Source organism: Aromatoleum anaerobium, from assembly GCF_012910705.2.
GTDB classification, from domain to species: Bacteria; Pseudomonadota; Gammaproteobacteria; order Burkholderiales; family Rhodocyclaceae; genus Aromatoleum; species Aromatoleum anaerobium.
Window position 1 is genome coordinate 16,442 of the sequence record NZ_WTVG02000036.1, and the last position, 17,020, is coordinate 33,461.

Below are 17,020 nucleotides of genomic sequence, written 5' to 3' on the forward strand. Positions count from 1 at the left end.
TCAAGCAGCCCGGCGAGATCAGCGTGAGGCGTCGGCGGCGACGGCATCTCCGGTGAAGAAAGTCTCGGGTTTGCGCGGCACGACACGGTATGACTCGTCATTCAGGCCCTGCACCGTGCTCATCGTGCCCGCCTGCAGGTTGAATACCGTCACCTGTTTGACCAACATCGCCGGAACGGCGGGGACAAAGAAGTTCGGCATCTGCGAGGTGCGCCACAGCTTGCCTTCGGAATCGTAGCCGTCCATCAGCACCAACAGCGCAGTATCCTCATCGAAGTAATACTTGCGCTTCGGCACCGCATGACGCTTGCCCGACACCACCGTGGCCTCGACTTCCCACACCCGGTGCAGTTCCCAGCGTACCTTGGCGGGATTCAGGTGGAACTTGTCGTAGGCTTCCGCCACCTTGGCCGTGACCAGTTCATTGTTGTTGTAGGGAACGTACATCTCGCGCTTGCCGACCAGCTTCCATTCGTAGCGGTCGGTGTGGCCGAAGAAACCTTGCACCTCGTCGAAATAGTTCGCGCCCGAGGCGACAAAGTCCGGCGTGTCGTAGGCGACCGTCGGCGCGCGGCGCACGCGGCGCTGGCCGACCAGGTACTGCCAGGCTTGACGTGAGGTCTTGGGATCGATGCTGTCGCGAATGACCAGCGATTCACCCACCTTGAAGGACGGCGCCGTGGTATTGAAGCGCTGTATCGAATACTCGCCCTTGCTGTCCTTCGACCACGTCTCCCACGAGCCATCCTTGTAGTGGTAAGGGTATTGCCAGAAGTTGTCGTTGCGGGTGGCCAGCGTATGGCTGCCATCCGAGGAGCCGACGATGTTCTTAAAGCCGAATTCGACCGACTCGGGCTCGACCCGCAGTAGATAGTTCCAGATGACCTCCACGCCGGTCTTCGGGATCGGGAACGGGAGGCCGCCGAAACAGCCCTCGATCGAATGGCCGCCTTCGGTCGTCTTGCAACTGGTCGCATTCTTGAACGTGTTTGCAGCCACGTGTTCCGGCACCGTCGCCGTGCGATGCGTCGGATAAACGTCGACACGGAAGCTTTCCGGGTATTTCTTCAGCAGCGCCTGCGTGCCCTCGGAGAGCTTGTCCGCATGCTGGGCCATATTGGACGCAGTGATTTGCAGGACCGGCTTTTCATTCGGAAAAAGGCTTACCGGAATGTCGCCGACTTTCGCGCCTGCGACCGCGCCGGCATGCCCTCCCGTCCAGGCCGGGATGGTTCCCTCCTTATTGCCGGCTTTTTCCCCGCCGAGCGGCGTAAGGGAGGTTTTCAGCTTGCCGGCTTCCTCTGCACTGACTGCGGCCCATGCCGGCTGAATGCCTGCGATCAGTGCCAATGCCATCGTGCATACCACTGTTTTCTTGTGCATAACTAGTCTCCGTCTCCTCAAGCTTTAGGTCCGATATCAGAACGTGCGCTGAATCGTGAGCGATACGAAATCGCGGTCGCCATGAAAATTGTCATAGGACAGCTCTCCTGCCGGATTCACCACCGAACCCGAGGAGCCGATATAGTGGGTGTAATTCAAGCCGCCCTGCCAGGTCTTACGGTAATCGGCCTTTACGCCAATGCTCAGGCTGCCGCCATTTTCAGACGGGAACAGAACGCCATTGACGGAGGAGCGCCCCGCCAGGCCATAACTGACCCCGATCGGCACCTGCAAATCAAGCCCGGGAGCGACCTGGAAATATTCCGGGGTAAAAACGAACTGGAGGGCGCTCGCTTCACGCGTGGCATTGGGGTCGAGCACTGCCTTGTTGTCGGTGACGCTCAACACCCGGTTGTAGGCAAACTCGCCTACAAAGGCCGCCCCCTCCCAGAGCGCATTGGCCGGCAGAACGGTGATCGCCGAAAGGCTCACATGCATCGTCTTGCCTTTCGGAAAGGTGGCGTTGTCGTCGTTGTCCGCGCCCCCCAGACCCAGCGCGATGTTGCCCGAAGCCACCAGCGGCTGATTTTCGCGGAAGGACAGTTCGCCCGAGACGTTCGTCTCCCCCAGCAGCGTGGCAAAGCTTGCGCCTACGGTGCGGATGTTTTCCGCAAAAACCAGGACGTAATCGCCGTCCGTGCCGTTGGCCGGATCGGCGTGCAGGCCCGGCCGTACGTAAAACTGCGGGAGCTTGTCGTGAAACTGGGCGGCGTACAGTCCGTACTCGGTGTCGCCGGCGCGGAATTTGACCTGCATGCCGCCCTGGCCGGAGTCCTTGGCATCCAGGTCGCCTCCGCGGTGCAGCGTGCCGTTCGGTCCGAAAGGGCCATACAGGAATTCACCGCCTGCCCCGGGGAAATCCGCAAACGCAAAATAGCTTCCCGCTCCCGGCAGTCGCGATTCGCGCCATTCGTACTGATAGTAGGCGCCGACCGATACTTCCGGGCTGAGCTGCAATTGGGCCGAAACCTGCCCGACCGGGCGGGCGACTTCCTTGAACTGCGAGTTCGGCACCGACAGGGCACGGGCCAGATCGAGCGGGGTCTGGGCTCCGGCGATCCCGTTGGCGCCGAAGTAAAGGGTTTCGCCGTAGAGCTGGGTGAAGCGTCCTGCCTTCAGGTTGAGGCCCTTGCCGGCAATGTCGGTTCGGCCATAGATAAAGGCATCAAGGAATTCCGCTTTCCGGCCGTGCAGCTTTTCGGTGGCCGTCGTGAATTCGTCGAAATCCGCGGAGCGCTGGTTGAGGGACCCGGCGTGGCGTGGGCTGCGGTCATTGGACTCGTTGTAGACCTGGTCGTACCAAGCGGCGCCGCTGACGCGGATGCCCATGTTGTTGCGGTAGCGCAAGTCGAACTCGGAGAGCAGGTCAACCCGGTTCGAAATCAGGCCGCGGGAGAAATTACGGTCGCCGTCATCGGTGTTGATCTGCGCGCCTGCATCCGAGGCCGGCCCGCTCGCGTCCTGCTGCTCGACACGCCAGCTCGCATTGTATTTGACGGTATTGTCCCAGCGCATCGACAGATCGGGATTGCCTGTATCGATGGTGACGCCGAAAACTGCCCCTGAAACCGCCATGCCTGCGCAAAGGGCGGCGACGGCCTTGCTGACTGATTTGATGCGTGGCGTGCAATTGTGGTTAAGACGGGGCTGCTGGTCGTTCACGACTTCCTCCTCGAGCAAATACAACTGTGGTAAATGCAAAGTTGGTATTTTTATATGAAACGAAATACTCAGGATTTTCAACAGTATTTCGAATGGCAGGGCTGGTGGAATGCTGTTATTTGCCCTTGATTGTTTCGAGTAAATTCAATGCTTGAGTCATGAATGCTCGAGGTGAACTTCGGCTTTTGCAAAGATCCGTTCTCGGGCCGGCTGTCCGCATGAACGCCGGAGATGCCCGATTCCGGATGACAAGGAATAAAAAGCATGGATCGTACCAGTTGCCTTGTTAATGTCTCTGCTGCATCGCAGTAAAAAATGACCCCCTTCAAAAATCTGGCTTTAAGCGTGTGACATCCGCAGTGCCTTGCGCAGTGCAAAAGAAAATCGGTTTGCAGCAGGTTCATAAAATTGTGAAACCTCGCTCAGAAGGTGCTGCGGAACTTCATGATTTTCGTGCTTCCGTTCATGGTCTTGTACTCGCAGTTTTCCGCATCAGGCAGACCGGCGACGCGGGCTCTCGAATTCAGCAATAAGAGTGAATCGCATTCGCGAGGTGTGCCGCAGGGCGGGCACGGAGATTTTCCATATGCTAAAACCATATACAGGATGTCACAAGATTCCGCTGCGTGGGGGTGCACCTTCCGGCAGGTCAGAACGGGTAATGACGGGGTGTGGTCTGCATCGTGATCCAGCGCAGTTCGGTGAAAGCCTCGATGCCGGCCTTGCCGCCGAAGCGCCCGTATCCCGAATCCTTGACTCCGCCGAAGGGCATCTGGGCCTCGTCATGAACGGTGGGGCCGTTGATGTGGCAGATACCCGACTGGATGCGTGAGGCCACCTGCCAGGCACGCGCGAGGTCACGCCCGAACACGGCTGCGGCGAGACCGAAAGCGTTGTCGTTGGCGCAGGCAATGGCCTCCTCGATGCCGCGCACGCGAACGATCGCCTTCACCGGGGCGAAGGTCTCCTCGCGGTAAATGCGCATATCCGCGCTTACCCGATCGAGCAGCGTCGCCGGCATCAGGGTGTTGTCGGTCTTGCCGCCGCACACCAGGGTAGCGCCCTTGGCCAGCGCGTCGTCGATCAGCGCGTTGCAGCGTTCGACCGTACCCATGTCCACCACCGAACCGAGCACCACCGGCCCCTTGCGCGGGTCGCCCAGCGGCAGGCCGCGCGCGCGTCCGGCGAGGCGTTCGACGAAGTCGTCGGCGACTGCAGCATCCACGATGATGCGCTCGGTCGACATGCAGATCTGCCCCGAGTTGGCGAAGGCACCGAAGGTCGCCGCGGTCACCGCAGCGTCGAGGTCGGCGTCGTCGAGCACCACCAGCGGTGCCTTGCCGCCCAGTTCGAGCACTGCGGGCTTGAGGTACTTGGCGCAGGTCTGCGCGATCAGGCGGCCGACCCGGGTCGAGCCGGTGAAGTTGACCCGGCGCAGCGCCGGGTGGGCGACCATCGCTTCGACTACCGCACCGGCATCGGCGGGCGCGTTGGTGACGAAGTTGACCACGCCGGGGGGCAGGCCCGCTTCCTGCAGCGCCTCGATGATCAGGCCGTGCGTGGCCGGGCACAGCTCCGAGCCTTTGAGCACGACGGTGTTGCCGCAGGCCAGCGGGGTGGCGATCGCGCGCACGCCGAGGATCACCGGCGCGTTCCAGGGCGCGATGCCGAGCACCACGCCGGCGGGCTGACGCACCGCCATCGCCACGTTGCCGGGCACGTCGGAGGGAATCAGCTCGCCCGTGATCTGGGTGGTCAGTGACGCGGCCTCGAGCAATATGCCGGCTCCCAGGCGCACGTTGAAACCGGCCCAAATGCCGGAGGCGCCGGTCTCGGCGGCCATTGCCGCGGCGATAGCGTCACTCTTGGCCTCGAGCGCCCGGGATGCCTTCAGCAGCAGCGCCCGCCGTTCGCCCGGACCCATCGCGGCCCAGGCGGGAAACGCCGCTGCGGCGGCGTCGACTGCGGCGACCGCATCGGCTGCAGTGGCGGCGGGCGCGCGCGTGGCCACGCTGTGGTCAAGCGGGTTGCGGCGCTCGAAGCTTGCGCCGTTGGCGGCAGCACGCGGCTCGCCGCCGATCAACATGCGGATGTCAGTCATGGAGTGGTTCCTCGAGCGGCAATTGCGCCAGGTCCTGTCGCCGCACTGCGGCCGGCGAAGGGAAAGTTTGAATATGGCGGCGTCCCGGCCAGCCCCCCACCATTCCCTTGAGGAAATCGCGTCGTTCCGTCACGCGCCTACTCCTTCCCAAGCGGCGCACTGGCAGCCAACAGCCGCGCGACATCGGCAAGCGCCGCATCGTCGATCTCACTCGGCCGAAAGCTCGGCATCGCCCGATTGCCGTGGCGCACGACGCGCTCGATGTACACCACCGGAAGCTGGCGACCCTTGAGCACCGGCCCGACATTGGCCTCATGACAATGCGCACAGACCTTCTCGTACACCTGCGCCCCGTCGCGCCACTGCCCCGCCCCTGCTCCGGCGGCCCCCAGCATTGCGCCGGCAGCGACAATCAAACACGCCACCCTGTTGGCACGCATCCCGTTCTCCTCCCTGTTCCTGGTCTTTGCGGCATTCCCGAAACGGGATTAAAGCAAAGGCCGTGCCGGAAGTTGCAGAGCGAGAAAGTTATCGTGTTAACAGTTACTTATTGAACTGATCAGAATCCCGCCGGCAGTCGACTTGGTGTCTGGAATCTGAACACATCCAGGTCAACACTCGCCTCGGCCGCTCGCTTCGTGACGTCGCCCCGTGGCTTTCGTGACGGTGTCGCAAATCCGGGCAGTGTCGGTTTTTGCGACAGGCGACGCGAGTGAGTGTCACCATCGCGCAGCGTGACGCGGAGAGACCGAGCAAACAGCGCGATCCGGCAGTCTCTGTCATGGGGAATCAAATCAGCCGGCCGCAAATACGCATCGGCGGAACATGCGCCGACGAGTCACGGATATACCGGATATACCAATACCCGCAAGCCATGATGCGGTTGGCCTAACGTAGCGTTTCCGGAACCAAGCGACCTATGCGGCACGCGCGCAACAACAGCGGAAGCAGCGCAGGCATCGGAAACCGCGAATGGAACCATGACGATTTCGTCATGGTTCCCGGAATATCGTGTCGCAAACACCAGCCCTCGACATTCCGCTGACTGGATAGCGGGAGGCACCGAGTTCCGGATCAGCCGCCCTATCAAACAGCAGTGATACATCTGGCAGGGGAGTCGGCGGCGACGCGATTCCACGCGACATACGCGGAGGTGATCCCCAATACGACGGCGGCGACCGGCCCGGCCGCCACCATACCGATGTTCCACGCTCCGGCGCCCCACCCTATCGACCCGAGCAGCGAGCGCGCCGTGACACACTCTGCCAGGCCGCGTGAATTTGCGTATTGCACGGCGCCGAGCTTCAGCCCGACCACCGCAACAATCCCCGCTGGCGTGCCGATGAGCGCTGCAACCGCCGGGTTGCCTTCCGCGAATCCCATGCCGAGTGCCGCTGCGGTTGTGCCAATGTCGGCGGCCTGCCCGGCCATCGCGAGGTCCACCGCGGCGGCGGATTCGATGACGGCGTGTTCCTCGCGTACCACTTTGCCATCCTCCACATACAAGGACATGACGCCGCGTTGCTCGTAGGGCTGGCCATCGAACAGCATTGCGGTGTAATACCATGCGTCGATTCGGCCATCGAATTGCTGCGCGTGGGTGATTTCGATTGTCCGGCCGGTCGATCTGGAATAGAGGGCGGCGTAGTCCGGCTCGTGGGCAAGAAATGTCCCGTCCTCATATCGCGCCTTGAATTCGTCGAGCGGGGAAGCGAACGCGTGGGCCGCCATGGCTGCCAGCGACAGGACGACCACAAGTGCCGCCAGGAACGCCGTTGCGCACCTCGGAAACATACCAGCCCCCTGCTCCCACCGATGCGGCTCGATCACCGGCATACACAGAATCAGTCTCATGGTTTTCCCCTTGGCGGATTGTTGAAATCACCGCATGCGTTCGGTTTGCGCTTTAAAAATCCCTGATCAATTGACGAATTGGAGAAGCGTGGAAATGGGGTCAGAGTCGACTTGTTTGCGTTCTCCTTCACCGACGAGATGGGAAGAAAGTCGGGTCTGCCTCCCGTTTTCCGCCTTCCTGTTCCCTATTTCTGGCGCGCCTTGCGTCGATCGGTAAAAGCCAGCGCGGCGAGCCCGATTCCGAGCAAAGCGAGCAGGTCCGGCTCGGGAACGGCGGTCGGGCCGATATCCGAGGGACGGGCGACGACGATGCCCTTGAAGGTCAGATCCAGCGCATAGGCGGAACGGGTCGCGGCGACCCCGACATCGGCATCGGAGAAGAACAGACGGTACGTGGAGCTGAAGGTCCCCTCGGCCGAGGTATCCATCATCGCCGTGTAACCGAGGAGGCCGCCGGCCTCCAGACCGGCAAAAGTCGCGAGATCGCTGCTGAAGGGCCCGGAGAAGGGGTCGAAGCCGTCGAGATCCAGGCCGACGCGATCGCCCGCGAGGTTCAGGATGTCGAAGCTCAGGCTGGCGGTTTCGTCCAGGAACAGCGTGCCGAAATCCAGCGTCAGCGCCGTGAGGCCGGGCGCCGCGTGCAGCAGGTAATCGTAGGTGACGCCGACCTCACCCGCCCACGTCACGCCGTAGCTCGTGGTCTCGGTACCGGTGAAAAAGTTCGTCGTCTGCGTCGCCGACAGGGTCGGCGCACTGCGGCTGACGTCGATCGTGCCGCCACCGACGTAACTGCCGAGATCCGCGGAAGAAATCGTCGCCGTGAGGTTCGTCGCGGCCGACGAAGTCGTACCTGCCCCGCTGCAGGCCCCCTTGCGATTGTCCGTACAGCCGTCCGAACCGCTGATCGCCGGCGAAAAAGTGTTGTTCACGCCCGGCGCGACAATCCTCGCGGTGCTCTGCCCCGTGCCGGTGGTGGTGACACTCGGGTTTGATCCGCTATTCGGTCCGTCGGTGGATGACACAGTCACAGTCTGCGTCCGCGTCGAAGTGAGATTCAACGTCGCGCCCGTCAGCACGCCGGCGCTCGCGTCGAATTGCGCCAGCTCGCTGGTGCCGAAACTTGCGCCGCTGACGGTCGTCGCGCCCCCGCCCTCGGTGTCGGTGACGCTCGCCGAATCGCCGAAGGTCACCGTATCCGTCATCAGCAGCGCATGCGCTGCGGACGGCACAATCGCCGCGAAGAGTGACGCAATGGCGATGCCGGAAGTTCTGAGCTGTGTTTGCATTTTTGTTGTCCTTTGCATTTGCGGATGGAATACACGCAAAATCCCCCTGCCAGCTCCGCAATGCATTTTCCGGACCAGACTTTAAATTCCCTTTCCTCCCAAGCCTTTGCAAATCAATACCGGGACGCCGAGCAGGCGAATGTAAAAATTTCCGACAAACCTTCAGAACGAGGTCTGCCTCACCTTCTGCGAGATCACGTCAGGAAAATGGGACCAGCCGCGGCATTCCGGTGACAGGACAGCGGCAAGCGCCAGGCCCCGGTGGCCGTGGCGGCAGCGGTGCCTGGCGGTCGCTCGCTACCCGGCCAGTTGCGCCGCGCGCAGAAAGCGATAAACCGTCGAGCGCGATACGCCCAGCGCCGCGGCGGCCGCGCTGACGTTGCCGTCCAGTTTGTCGAGCACCCAGACGATGTAGTCGCGCTCGAAGTCTTCGAGCGGCGTGATGGCGGAAAAGGCACGCTGTGCAGCCGGCGTCGACGCTTTTTCCGGCGGGATCGACAGGATCGAGCAGACCGTCGCCTCGTCGATCGTCTCGCCGTCGTTGAAGACCAGCAGGCGCTCGATGACGTTGCGCAATTCGCGCACGTTGCCGGGCCACGGATAATCGACCAGGCGCGACAGTGCCGCCGGAGAGACACGCGGCAGGCGGGTTACATGGGAGGCGGCGCGGCGCATCAGGTAATCGACGAGCAGCGGGATGTCCTCGCGCCGCTCGCGCAGCGCCGGGACATGGATATGGACGACGTTCAGCCGATACAGGAGGTCGTGGCGGAACTTGCCCTCCGCGACCAGCGCATCGAGGTCGCGGTGCGTCGCGGCGATGAGCCGGGCGTGGGTGTGGCGCAGTGCCGTCGAGCCCAGTTGCCGGAATTCGCCGCTGTCGAGCACGCGCAGCAGCTTCGCCTGGCACGCGGCGGGAAGTTCGCCGATTTCGTCGAGGAACAGCGTCCCGGCGCTCGCGACCTGGAACAGGCCGTCCTTGTCGCTCGTCGCACCGGAAAACGCGCCGCGTTTGTGGCCGAACAGTTCGCTTTCGACGAGATCGTCGTCGAGCAGACCGCAGTTCAGCGGCACGTACGATTCGGCCGCGCGGCCGCTCCAGCGGTGCAGCGCGCTCGCGACGACCTCCTTGCCGGCGCCGCTCTCGCCGGTGATCAGCACCGGCAGGTCGAGCGGTGCGGCCTTGCGGACGAGCGCGAGCGTGCGCTGCCAGGCGGCGCTCGCGCCGATCACGGCCGCCTCCTCCGGACCGCGCAGATGGGCAATTTCCGCGCTCAGCGCCGCGCAGCGCTGCGCCATCGCGCGCTTTTCGAGCGCACGCTCGACGACGATGTCGAGCTCGGTCAGCTTGTAAGGCTTTGACAGGTAGTCGAAGGCACCGAGCTTCATTGCCGAGATCGCGGTGTCGACGTTGCCGTGGCCGGTCAGGATCACAACTTCGATCAGCGGATCGAGCACCTTGAGGCGCTTCAACACCTCGATGCCGTCGATGCCCGGCATCTTGATGTCGACCAGCGCGAGGTCGATTCCGCCGTGCTGCGCACATTCGAGCGCCGCCTCGCCGTCCGCGGCCTCGCTGAGGCGGTAGCCGGCGCGGCCGAGCCGGCTGGTGAGCAACTGGCGGTACAGCGCCTCGTCGTCGACGATCAGGATATGCCCGTTCATCACTGCGCGCCCTCGATGCCGGCTTCGTCGTACGGCAGCAAAATCCGGAACCACGCCCCGCCTTCATGCCGGTTGCCGCAGGTGATCCTGCCGTGCAGCTCGGACATGATCCCGTAGCAGATCGACAGCCCCAGGCCGGTGCCGCGGCCCGGCGGCTTGGTCGTGAAGAAGGGGTCGAAGACATGGTCGATGACGCCCGCAGGCAAACCAGAGCCTTCGTCGAGCACGCCGAGTTCGACGGCGTCGTCCGCGCACCGCAGCTCGACCCGCAGCCGGCCCGCGCCATTCATCGCGTCGCGTGCATTCTTGACGAGATTCTGGATCACCTGGTCGAGCAGCGTCGGATTCGTGCGCACCGGCGCCAGGCAGTCCTCAATGTCGAACGTGATCTCCAGCCCGCGCGTGAGGCCGACATCGCGGTACGAGGCAAAGCGCTCACGCACGTACAACGCGACGTCCACCGGTTCGATCGGCGGGGTCTGCCGGCGCGAGAAAAGCAGCAGATTGTCGGTGATCGCCTTGCAGCGCTGCGCCTGTTCCTGGATCGTCGTCAGCCCGTCGCGGATGATTTCCAGGTCGGGGATCTGTGCTGCATTCGGGATCGCCTCCATCAGCGCTTGCAGCTCTTCGGCGAATCCGGAAACGAGGCCGAGCGGATTGTTGATCTCGTGCGCGATGCCGGAAGCGAACTGCCCCAGCGAACTGAGGCGATTCGCCTGCGCGAGCTGGCGCTCCATTTCGCGCCGGGCGGTGATGTCGCGTGCGACCCCGATTACGCCTTCGGCTTTTCCGTTCGCCAGCAGCACCGCGGTGCTGACTTCGAGGAGGCAGTTCGTCCCGCACGGCGCCTCGATCGCGATCTCGAACGGCAGCCCCGGCCCGCCGGCCAGGCGCCGCCGGAAATCCCGCTCCACGCGCAATGCCGACGAATGCAGCATGAATTCGCCGCAGTGCCGGCCGATCGCGCGGTCGGCCGGCACGCGGAGGAGCTCCGCCATGCGCGTGTTGACGAAGCTCAGGCGCCCGTCCAGATCGAGGATGTACACCGCGTCGTTGATGATGTCCTGGATCTGCTGTTCACGGTTTTCGAGCCGCGCGGCATATTCGGTGAGCTTGCGTTCACGTTCCTGTTGCGCGGTGACGTCGAGCGCGAGGCCGCTGTAGCCGACGATCTTGTCGCCCTTGATGACCGGCTCGACCTGCAGCTGAACCGGAAAAGGATGTCCTGCCGAATCGCTCATCACGACGTCGAGGCGGCTCACGCTGCGCTGGCGCGCGCTCTGCTTCAGGAAGCTCGACGCCTGGGCGCGATACTCCGGCAGCACCAGATCCTTCAGACGCAGCGACGGCAGCTCGGCCTCGTCGATGCCCAGGCGCGTGCGCCCGGCCTTGTTGAGCTGCACCAGACGGCCGGACAGATGCAGCGCGAAGACGATTTCCGGCAGGTCCTCGATCAGGTTGCGGTAACGCTGCTCGGACGCCTCGAGCTCGCGCGTGCGCTCGAAGACCTTGGTTTCGAGGCCGTTGATCTGATCCTTGATGTTCAGCGGCTGGAAATACTTGCGCAGTTCGGCGAGTTCGGGCGAACAGTCGTCGGCATTCATCAATGTCCACGAACAGCGCTCGTCGCCGCGCCCTTCGCATTCATGTTCGATGCAGATCATGTCGGTCTGGAACACGAAGGACGCGAAGCCGGACGCGTAGCCGGCCAGCGTCCAGCACACCGCCTCATGAGAGCGGCCGAACAGGCGCAAGTGCTGTTCGGCTTCGTAGGAGCGCTGCCAAAAGCCGCCCATGCGATAGCGCCGGCGCTCGCAGTCGATCTCGACATAGCGGGTCTCGACTTCGGCGATGCCGGCGAACATGTGCGTGCGCGGGCCGCCGCGGACGAACTGCTCGATGGTGTCCGGATGCATGTACGCGGCGAGGAGGCCGGCATCCTCGTGGCCGCAGCTGAAGCCGTAGCGCGTCAGGACGACTTTCGCCGCCTCCGCGCCGAGCGTCTCGACGAGCTCCTTGCGCAGCGCTCCCATCGCATCGGTATGCAACAGGATCGCGCGGCGGCCGCAGAACTCGATCGCTCCCTCGTTGGGCCGGAGCTCGACAAGGGAGAAGAAATCAAGTTCGTCCGCGCGCATTCCCGTTCTCCCCTGCCCTGGCAGAATTTTCCCAAAGCGCGCGGCGCAAACCCAAGTCAGGACACGCCGACTGCACTCTCGTGCAACGCCCGCAGACGTCCGCGCTGAAGCTTGCCGGTGGCCGTCAGCGGCAGCTCGTCCAGCCAGTGTACCCAGCGTGGACGGCGATGGCCGGGCAGCGTCGCGATGCCTTCGTCCATCCGCCGGCGCGCTTCGCTGCCGCGCTCCGGCGCCGCCACGGCAAGCACTGCGAGCGCCGTCAGGCCGTCAGCGGAGCTTACTCCGACGGACGCGATCTGATGAAGCGTTTCACCACAAACCGATGCGAGCGACTGCTCCACCCACAAGGTGCTGACCCACTGGCCGGCGATCTTCAGCATGTCGTCGTTACGCCCGGTGTATTCGAGGCGCCCGTCGGGGTGGCGCAGGAACATGTCGCCGGGAGAAAACCAGCCGTCGCGGAACCCGTCCGCCTGCGCTTCAGGCCGCTTCCAGTAGCCGAGCGCGACTGCCGAATGACGAATCCACAGGCGCTGCGGCACGTCCGCATCGACGTCGTCGGCATAGCGGACCTCGGTCAGCGGGGTCGGCCGCATCAGGCCGGAGTCGTCGTCGCTGAAGAGCATCAGACAGAGCGTCTCGGATGTCCCGTAGCCGCTGATCAGCGTGTGGCCCGTCGCGTCGCGCCAGTCCTGGCGCACTGCCAGCGGCAGCGCCTCACCGGCCGAGACGTAGTGGCGGATGCCGTATTTCGCGATCCGCCGGGCGACGCCGGTCTGCAGCATCTTGCGGTACAGCGTCGGCACGCTGAACAGCAGCGTCGGGCGGTATTTTTCGACCATGTACTCGACGCGCTCCGCAGTCGGCCATTCGCGATCGAGGATCACCGTCGCGCCGACGCGCAGGCCCGCGAACAGGCTGTTGCCGAGCGCGTAGGCGAAAAACAGCTTGGAGCTGGCGTAGAGCCGGTCAGCCGCAGTCAGCCCGAGGATGCCGCAGGCAAACGAATGCGCGTCGGCCACCGTGCGCTGCGCATGGACGACGCCTTTCGGCACGCCCGTCGTCCCGGACGTCCCGATCCACAGCGCGGCGTCCTCGGTGGCGCGCTCGAGCGGCGCGATCGGTTCGGCCGCGGCCAGGTGCGCCGTCCAGTTGCACGTGCCGGGGCCGTTCGCGACGATCTCTGCGGCGGTCCGCGCTTGCGCGACCAGCGCGCTGGCCTGCTCGTTCTCGCACCACACGAAGCGCGGTTCGCATTCGTTGAGGATCGGCGCGAACTCGTTCATCGACAGGCGCGGATTGACGCCGATCGCGACCCCGCCCGCCCAGATCGCGCCAAGGTAGGCAACGACCCAGTCGACGCTGTCCGGCGCGAACACGATGACGCGGTTGCCGGGTTGCAGGCCGAGTTCCTTCCATGCGCCGGCCGCGCGGCTGACGCGGTCGCGCAGCACCGCGTAACTCACTTTCTCATCGTCGCATTCGATCGCGATCGCCGTGTCCGCGCCCGTCGACAACAAAGTTTCCGCAGCATTCATTGCGATTTCTCCTCTAACCCGGAAGGCCCGGGCTTCATTCAATTACCCGGACCAGAAACAGCGACAGGACCGGGAAGAAAACCAGCAGGATGACGCGCAGCGCGTCCGACATCAGAAACGGCACGATGCCGCGGAAAGTCGCCGACATCGGGACGTTCTTCGCCATGCTGTTGATGATGTAGACGTTCATGCCGACGGGCGGCGTGATGAGGCCGACTTCGACGACCATCAGCGCGAGGATGCCGAACCAGATCGCCTTTTCGGTTTGATCCAGGCCCCAGAAATCGAGTCCCATGATCACCGGGAAGAAGATCGGGATCGTCAGCAGGATCATCGACAGGCTGTCCATGACGCAGCCGAGGAACACGTAAATCACGATGATCGCGAACAGCACCAGCAGCGGCGGCAGTCCCGAACCCGAAACCCAGCTCGCCAGCTCCGCCGGCATCTGCGTCAGCGCGAGAAACACGTTGAGCACGTCGGCCCCGAGCAGGATCAGGAAGATCATCGCCGTGGCCTCGGCGGTCGAGTACAGCGACTCCATCAGTCCGTCGAAGCGCATGCCCTTCGCCACCGCCAGCACGCCGGCACCGATCGTGCCCACCGAAGCCGCTTCGGTCGGCGTGAAGATGCCGCCGTAGATGCCGCCGATGACGACGACGAAGATCGCCAGCACCGGCCATACGTCAATCAGCGCACGGACCCGCATCGCCACGCTCTTGCGTTCGGCTGCCGGACCCGCCTCCGGATTGAGCCGGCAGTGCAGCGCGATGACGGCGATGTAGCCGAGGGCGGCGATGATGCCGGGAATGAGCGCCGCGGCGAACAGCTTGGCAATGTTCTGCTCGGCGAGGATCGCGTAGATCACCAGCACGACCGACGGCGGGATCAGGATGCCCAGCGTCCCGCCGGCGGCGAGCGTCGCCGTCGCGAGTGCCGGCGAGTAATTGAGCCGGCGCAGTTCCGGCAGCGCAACCTGCCCCATCGTTGCCGCCGTCGCGAGCGACGAGCCGCAGATCGCGCCGAACCCCGCACAGGCGCCGACCGCCGCCATCGCCACGCCGCCGCGGTAATGGCCGATCATCGATTCGGCGGCGCCGAACAGCGCTTTCGACAGGCCGCCGCGCGACGCGAAGCTGCCCATCAGCAGGAACAGCGGGACCACCGACAGATCGTAGATCGAATAGCGCCCGTAGGCGGCGGTCTTCAGATAACCGAGCAGCGGATCCCAGCCCGCCATCGTGACGTAGCCGGCCACACCGGTGATCAGCATCGAGATCGCGATCGGCACCCGCAGCGCCAGCAACACCAGCAGGAAAACGAAGAAACTTGCACCGATAGCCGTACCGCTCATGCTGGCTGCTCCCGGAATTTCTGTGAGGACGTGTAAAACGCGGTCGCGGCGAGCAGCGCGAAGGACGGCGACATCAGCATGTATGCATACCAGGTCGGCACGCCGAGCAGCATCGAGGTTTCACTGCTGGCCCTGAGATCGACCGTGCCGATCGTCATCCGCCAGGCGACGATCGCAGCGCAGATCGCGAGCAGCAGGGCACCGAGACCGTCGAGCCGTGCCCGCATACAGGGGCGCAGGCCGGTGGTGAAGAAGTCGACAAACACGTGGCTGCCGCGCATCTGGCCCCACGGCAGGAACGCGGCGACCGCAACGGCGGAGCCGATCTGCACCAGTTCGAAATCGCCGAGCACGGCGTTGCCGGTCAGCGCGCGGCTCGCGATGCTGAACACCGACATGATGCTGACCGCGACCAGCACCAGTCCGCCGGTCGCGGCGAAGGTGCGGGAAAGAAAAAACAGTGAGCGGCCGATCGGGTCCTGTGGCGGACAGACCGGCGTTGCAATGGGTTCGGACACTTGAAGTCTCCCGGTGAGGCGATCCCGGCCGGCGGACGGATTCGTCCCCCGGACCCGCAGACCGCGGGTCATGTGGCCGCGGCGCGAACCTTGGCGGTTCGCGCCGCGGTACGCCGAATGCTTCAGATCGGGTCGTGTTTCTGGATCAGGTCCTGCGCGCTCTTGAGCAGCGTCTTGCCGTCGTATCCCTTCCCCGAGACTTCCGAGACCCAGGAGTCATAGACGTGCTGGCCGGCCTTCTCCCAGTTCTTGAGCTCGGCCGCCGGGATGACGTTGAACTGGTTGCCACGGTCCGACGCCAGCTTGCGCGCGGCGGTCGCCGACTCGTCCCACACCTTGCCCACCCACGCCGATGCCTCGGCTCCGCCATTGGCGTCGATGACCTGCTTCAGGTCGGCCGGCAGGCTGTCGTACTTCGCCTTGTTCATCGCGAAAATGAAGGCGGTCGTGTAGAGCGCGCGCGCCTTCGGGTCGCCTTCGCTGTGGAACTTGACCAGCTCGTGTGCCTTGACCGCCGGGACCACTTCCCACGGCAGCATCGCCCCGTCGATAACGCCTTTCGACAGTGCTTCGGAAACCTGCGGTACCGGCATGCCGACCGGCGTCGCACCGAGCGCGGCGAGGAACTTGTTCGTCTGGCGCGTCGGCGCCCGCAGCTTGAGGCCGCGGAAGTTCGACTGCTGGCCGATCGCCCCCTTGACGAGGTGCAGTTGCCCGCTGTCATGGACGTGGAAAAGGATCGGATGGACGTCCTTGAACTCGGTCTGGTCGAGCTTGTTCACCGTGACGTATTCCCACAGCGCGCGGCTCGACAATTCCGCCGTCTTGGTCATGAACGGCAACTCGAACACTTCGACCGCGGGGAAGCGTCCGGCGCTGTAGCCGGGCAGCGTCCAGACGATGTCGGCGATGCCGTCACGCGCCTGGTCGATCAGCTGCGGCGGCGTGCCGCCAAGTTGCATCGCCGGGTAGATCTGGCATTTCAGCCGGCCGGCAGATTCCTTGTTGATCTTGTCGCACCACGGCGTGATGAACTTCGCGTGCGCCGTCGAACCCGGCGGCAGAAAGTGGTGCACCTTCAGCGTCACTTCCTCCGCTGACACTGCACTGAACGCCAGCGCCATCGTCGCGCCGGCCACTACCCTCAATCCAGCTGAAATACCTTTGCTCATGTGCTCCTCCGGTGTATCGGTTCGTGGTTTTTGTTTTTCTGCACGATAGGCTTGGGGCAGGCGCCCGACAACACGAAGCGCTGTCTATTTTCGCTTAGATTGATGAATATCAAACAATCTACGATATTCACAAACGTCTCTTGCAAGTGACCTCGGAAGGGCGTCGCCCCCGACCCGCGGATGGGTCTGCAGCGGCAGGCGCCGGGAGTCGTCCGACCCCTGCCGGATAAATTCGTTGATCTTTTGCCAGGTTTCACCAAGGAGAGCAGCACCATTCCATAACAAAGTT

The 17,020-nt window shown here is 63.9% G+C and carries 12 protein-coding genes; all 12 read right to left on the reverse strand.

Translation table 11 applies throughout. From position 1 onward, the window contains the following. Positions 1-18 precede the first annotated feature (18 nt). The 12 genes from GO606_RS04565 to GO606_RS04620 all read right to left on the reverse strand — a co-directional run bounded on the left by GO606_RS04565 (position 19) and on the right by GO606_RS04620 (position 16,731). The gene (locus GO606_RS04565; protein ID WP_169117190.1) at positions 19-1,383 is read right to left on the reverse strand and encodes a DUF1329 domain-containing protein; all 1,365 of its coding nucleotides are present in this window, start codon (positions 1,381-1,383) and stop codon (positions 19-21) included. Between the two features lie 36 nt (positions 1,384-1,419). Then, positions 1,420-3,105: a DUF1302 domain-containing protein gene (locus GO606_RS04570; protein ID WP_169117191.1), complete on the reverse strand. Its 1,686-nt coding sequence runs from the start codon at positions 3,103-3,105 to the stop codon at positions 1,420-1,422. Between the two features lie 649 nt (positions 3,106-3,754). Then, complete coding sequence (locus GO606_RS04575; RefSeq protein ID WP_169117192.1) at positions 3,755-5,206, reverse strand: aldehyde dehydrogenase; 1,452 nt, start codon at positions 5,204-5,206, stop codon at positions 3,755-3,757. Positions 5,207-5,343: 137 nt separating this feature from the next. Next, a complete protein-coding gene (locus tag GO606_RS04580) occupies positions 5,344-5,646 on the reverse strand; it encodes a c-type cytochrome (protein WP_169117193.1) in 303 nt (100 codons plus the stop codon). A gap of 646 nt (positions 5,647-6,292) precedes the next feature. Then, complete coding sequence (locus tag GO606_RS04585; RefSeq protein WP_169117194.1) at positions 6,293-7,060, reverse strand: hypothetical protein; 768 nt, start codon at positions 7,058-7,060, stop codon at positions 6,293-6,295. Positions 7,061-7,245: 185 nt separating this feature from the next. Next, on the reverse strand, positions 7,246-8,346 hold the full coding sequence (locus GO606_RS04590) for a choice-of-anchor E domain-containing protein (RefSeq protein ID WP_169117195.1): 1,101 nt from the start codon (positions 8,344-8,346) through the stop codon (positions 7,246-7,248). Positions 8,347-8,643: 297 nt separating this feature from the next. Next, complete coding sequence (locus GO606_RS04595; RefSeq protein ID WP_169117196.1) at positions 8,644-10,011, reverse strand: sigma-54-dependent transcriptional regulator; 1,368 nt, start codon at positions 10,009-10,011, stop codon at positions 8,644-8,646. Continuing rightward, complete coding sequence (locus GO606_RS04600) at positions 10,011-12,149, reverse strand: XylR N-terminal domain-containing protein (RefSeq protein ID WP_169117197.1); 2,139 nt, start codon at positions 12,147-12,149, stop codon at positions 10,011-10,013. The genes GO606_RS04595 and GO606_RS04600 overlap by 1 nt, the downstream gene beginning before the upstream one ends. A 56-nt stretch (positions 12,150-12,205) precedes the next feature. Beyond that, positions 12,206-13,687: an AMP-binding protein gene (locus GO606_RS04605; RefSeq protein ID WP_169117198.1), complete on the reverse strand. Its 1,482-nt coding sequence runs from the start codon at positions 13,685-13,687 to the stop codon at positions 12,206-12,208. A gap of 34 nt (positions 13,688-13,721) precedes the next feature. Next, positions 13,722-15,041, reverse strand: coding sequence for a TRAP transporter large permease (locus GO606_RS04610; RefSeq protein ID WP_169117199.1), 1,320 nt, complete (start codon positions 15,039-15,041; stop codon positions 13,722-13,724). Continuing rightward, positions 15,038-15,559: a TRAP transporter small permease gene (locus GO606_RS04615; RefSeq protein ID WP_169117200.1), complete on the reverse strand. Its 522-nt coding sequence runs from the start codon at positions 15,557-15,559 to the stop codon at positions 15,038-15,040. Before GO606_RS04615 ends, GO606_RS04610 begins: the two co-directional genes overlap by 4 nt. A gap of 122 nt (positions 15,560-15,681) precedes the next feature. Then, positions 15,682-16,731, reverse strand: a complete 1,050-nt coding sequence (locus GO606_RS04620) for a TRAP transporter substrate-binding protein (protein ID WP_211166484.1) — start codon at positions 16,729-16,731, stop codon at positions 15,682-15,684. Positions 16,732-17,020: the final 289 nt, after the last annotated feature.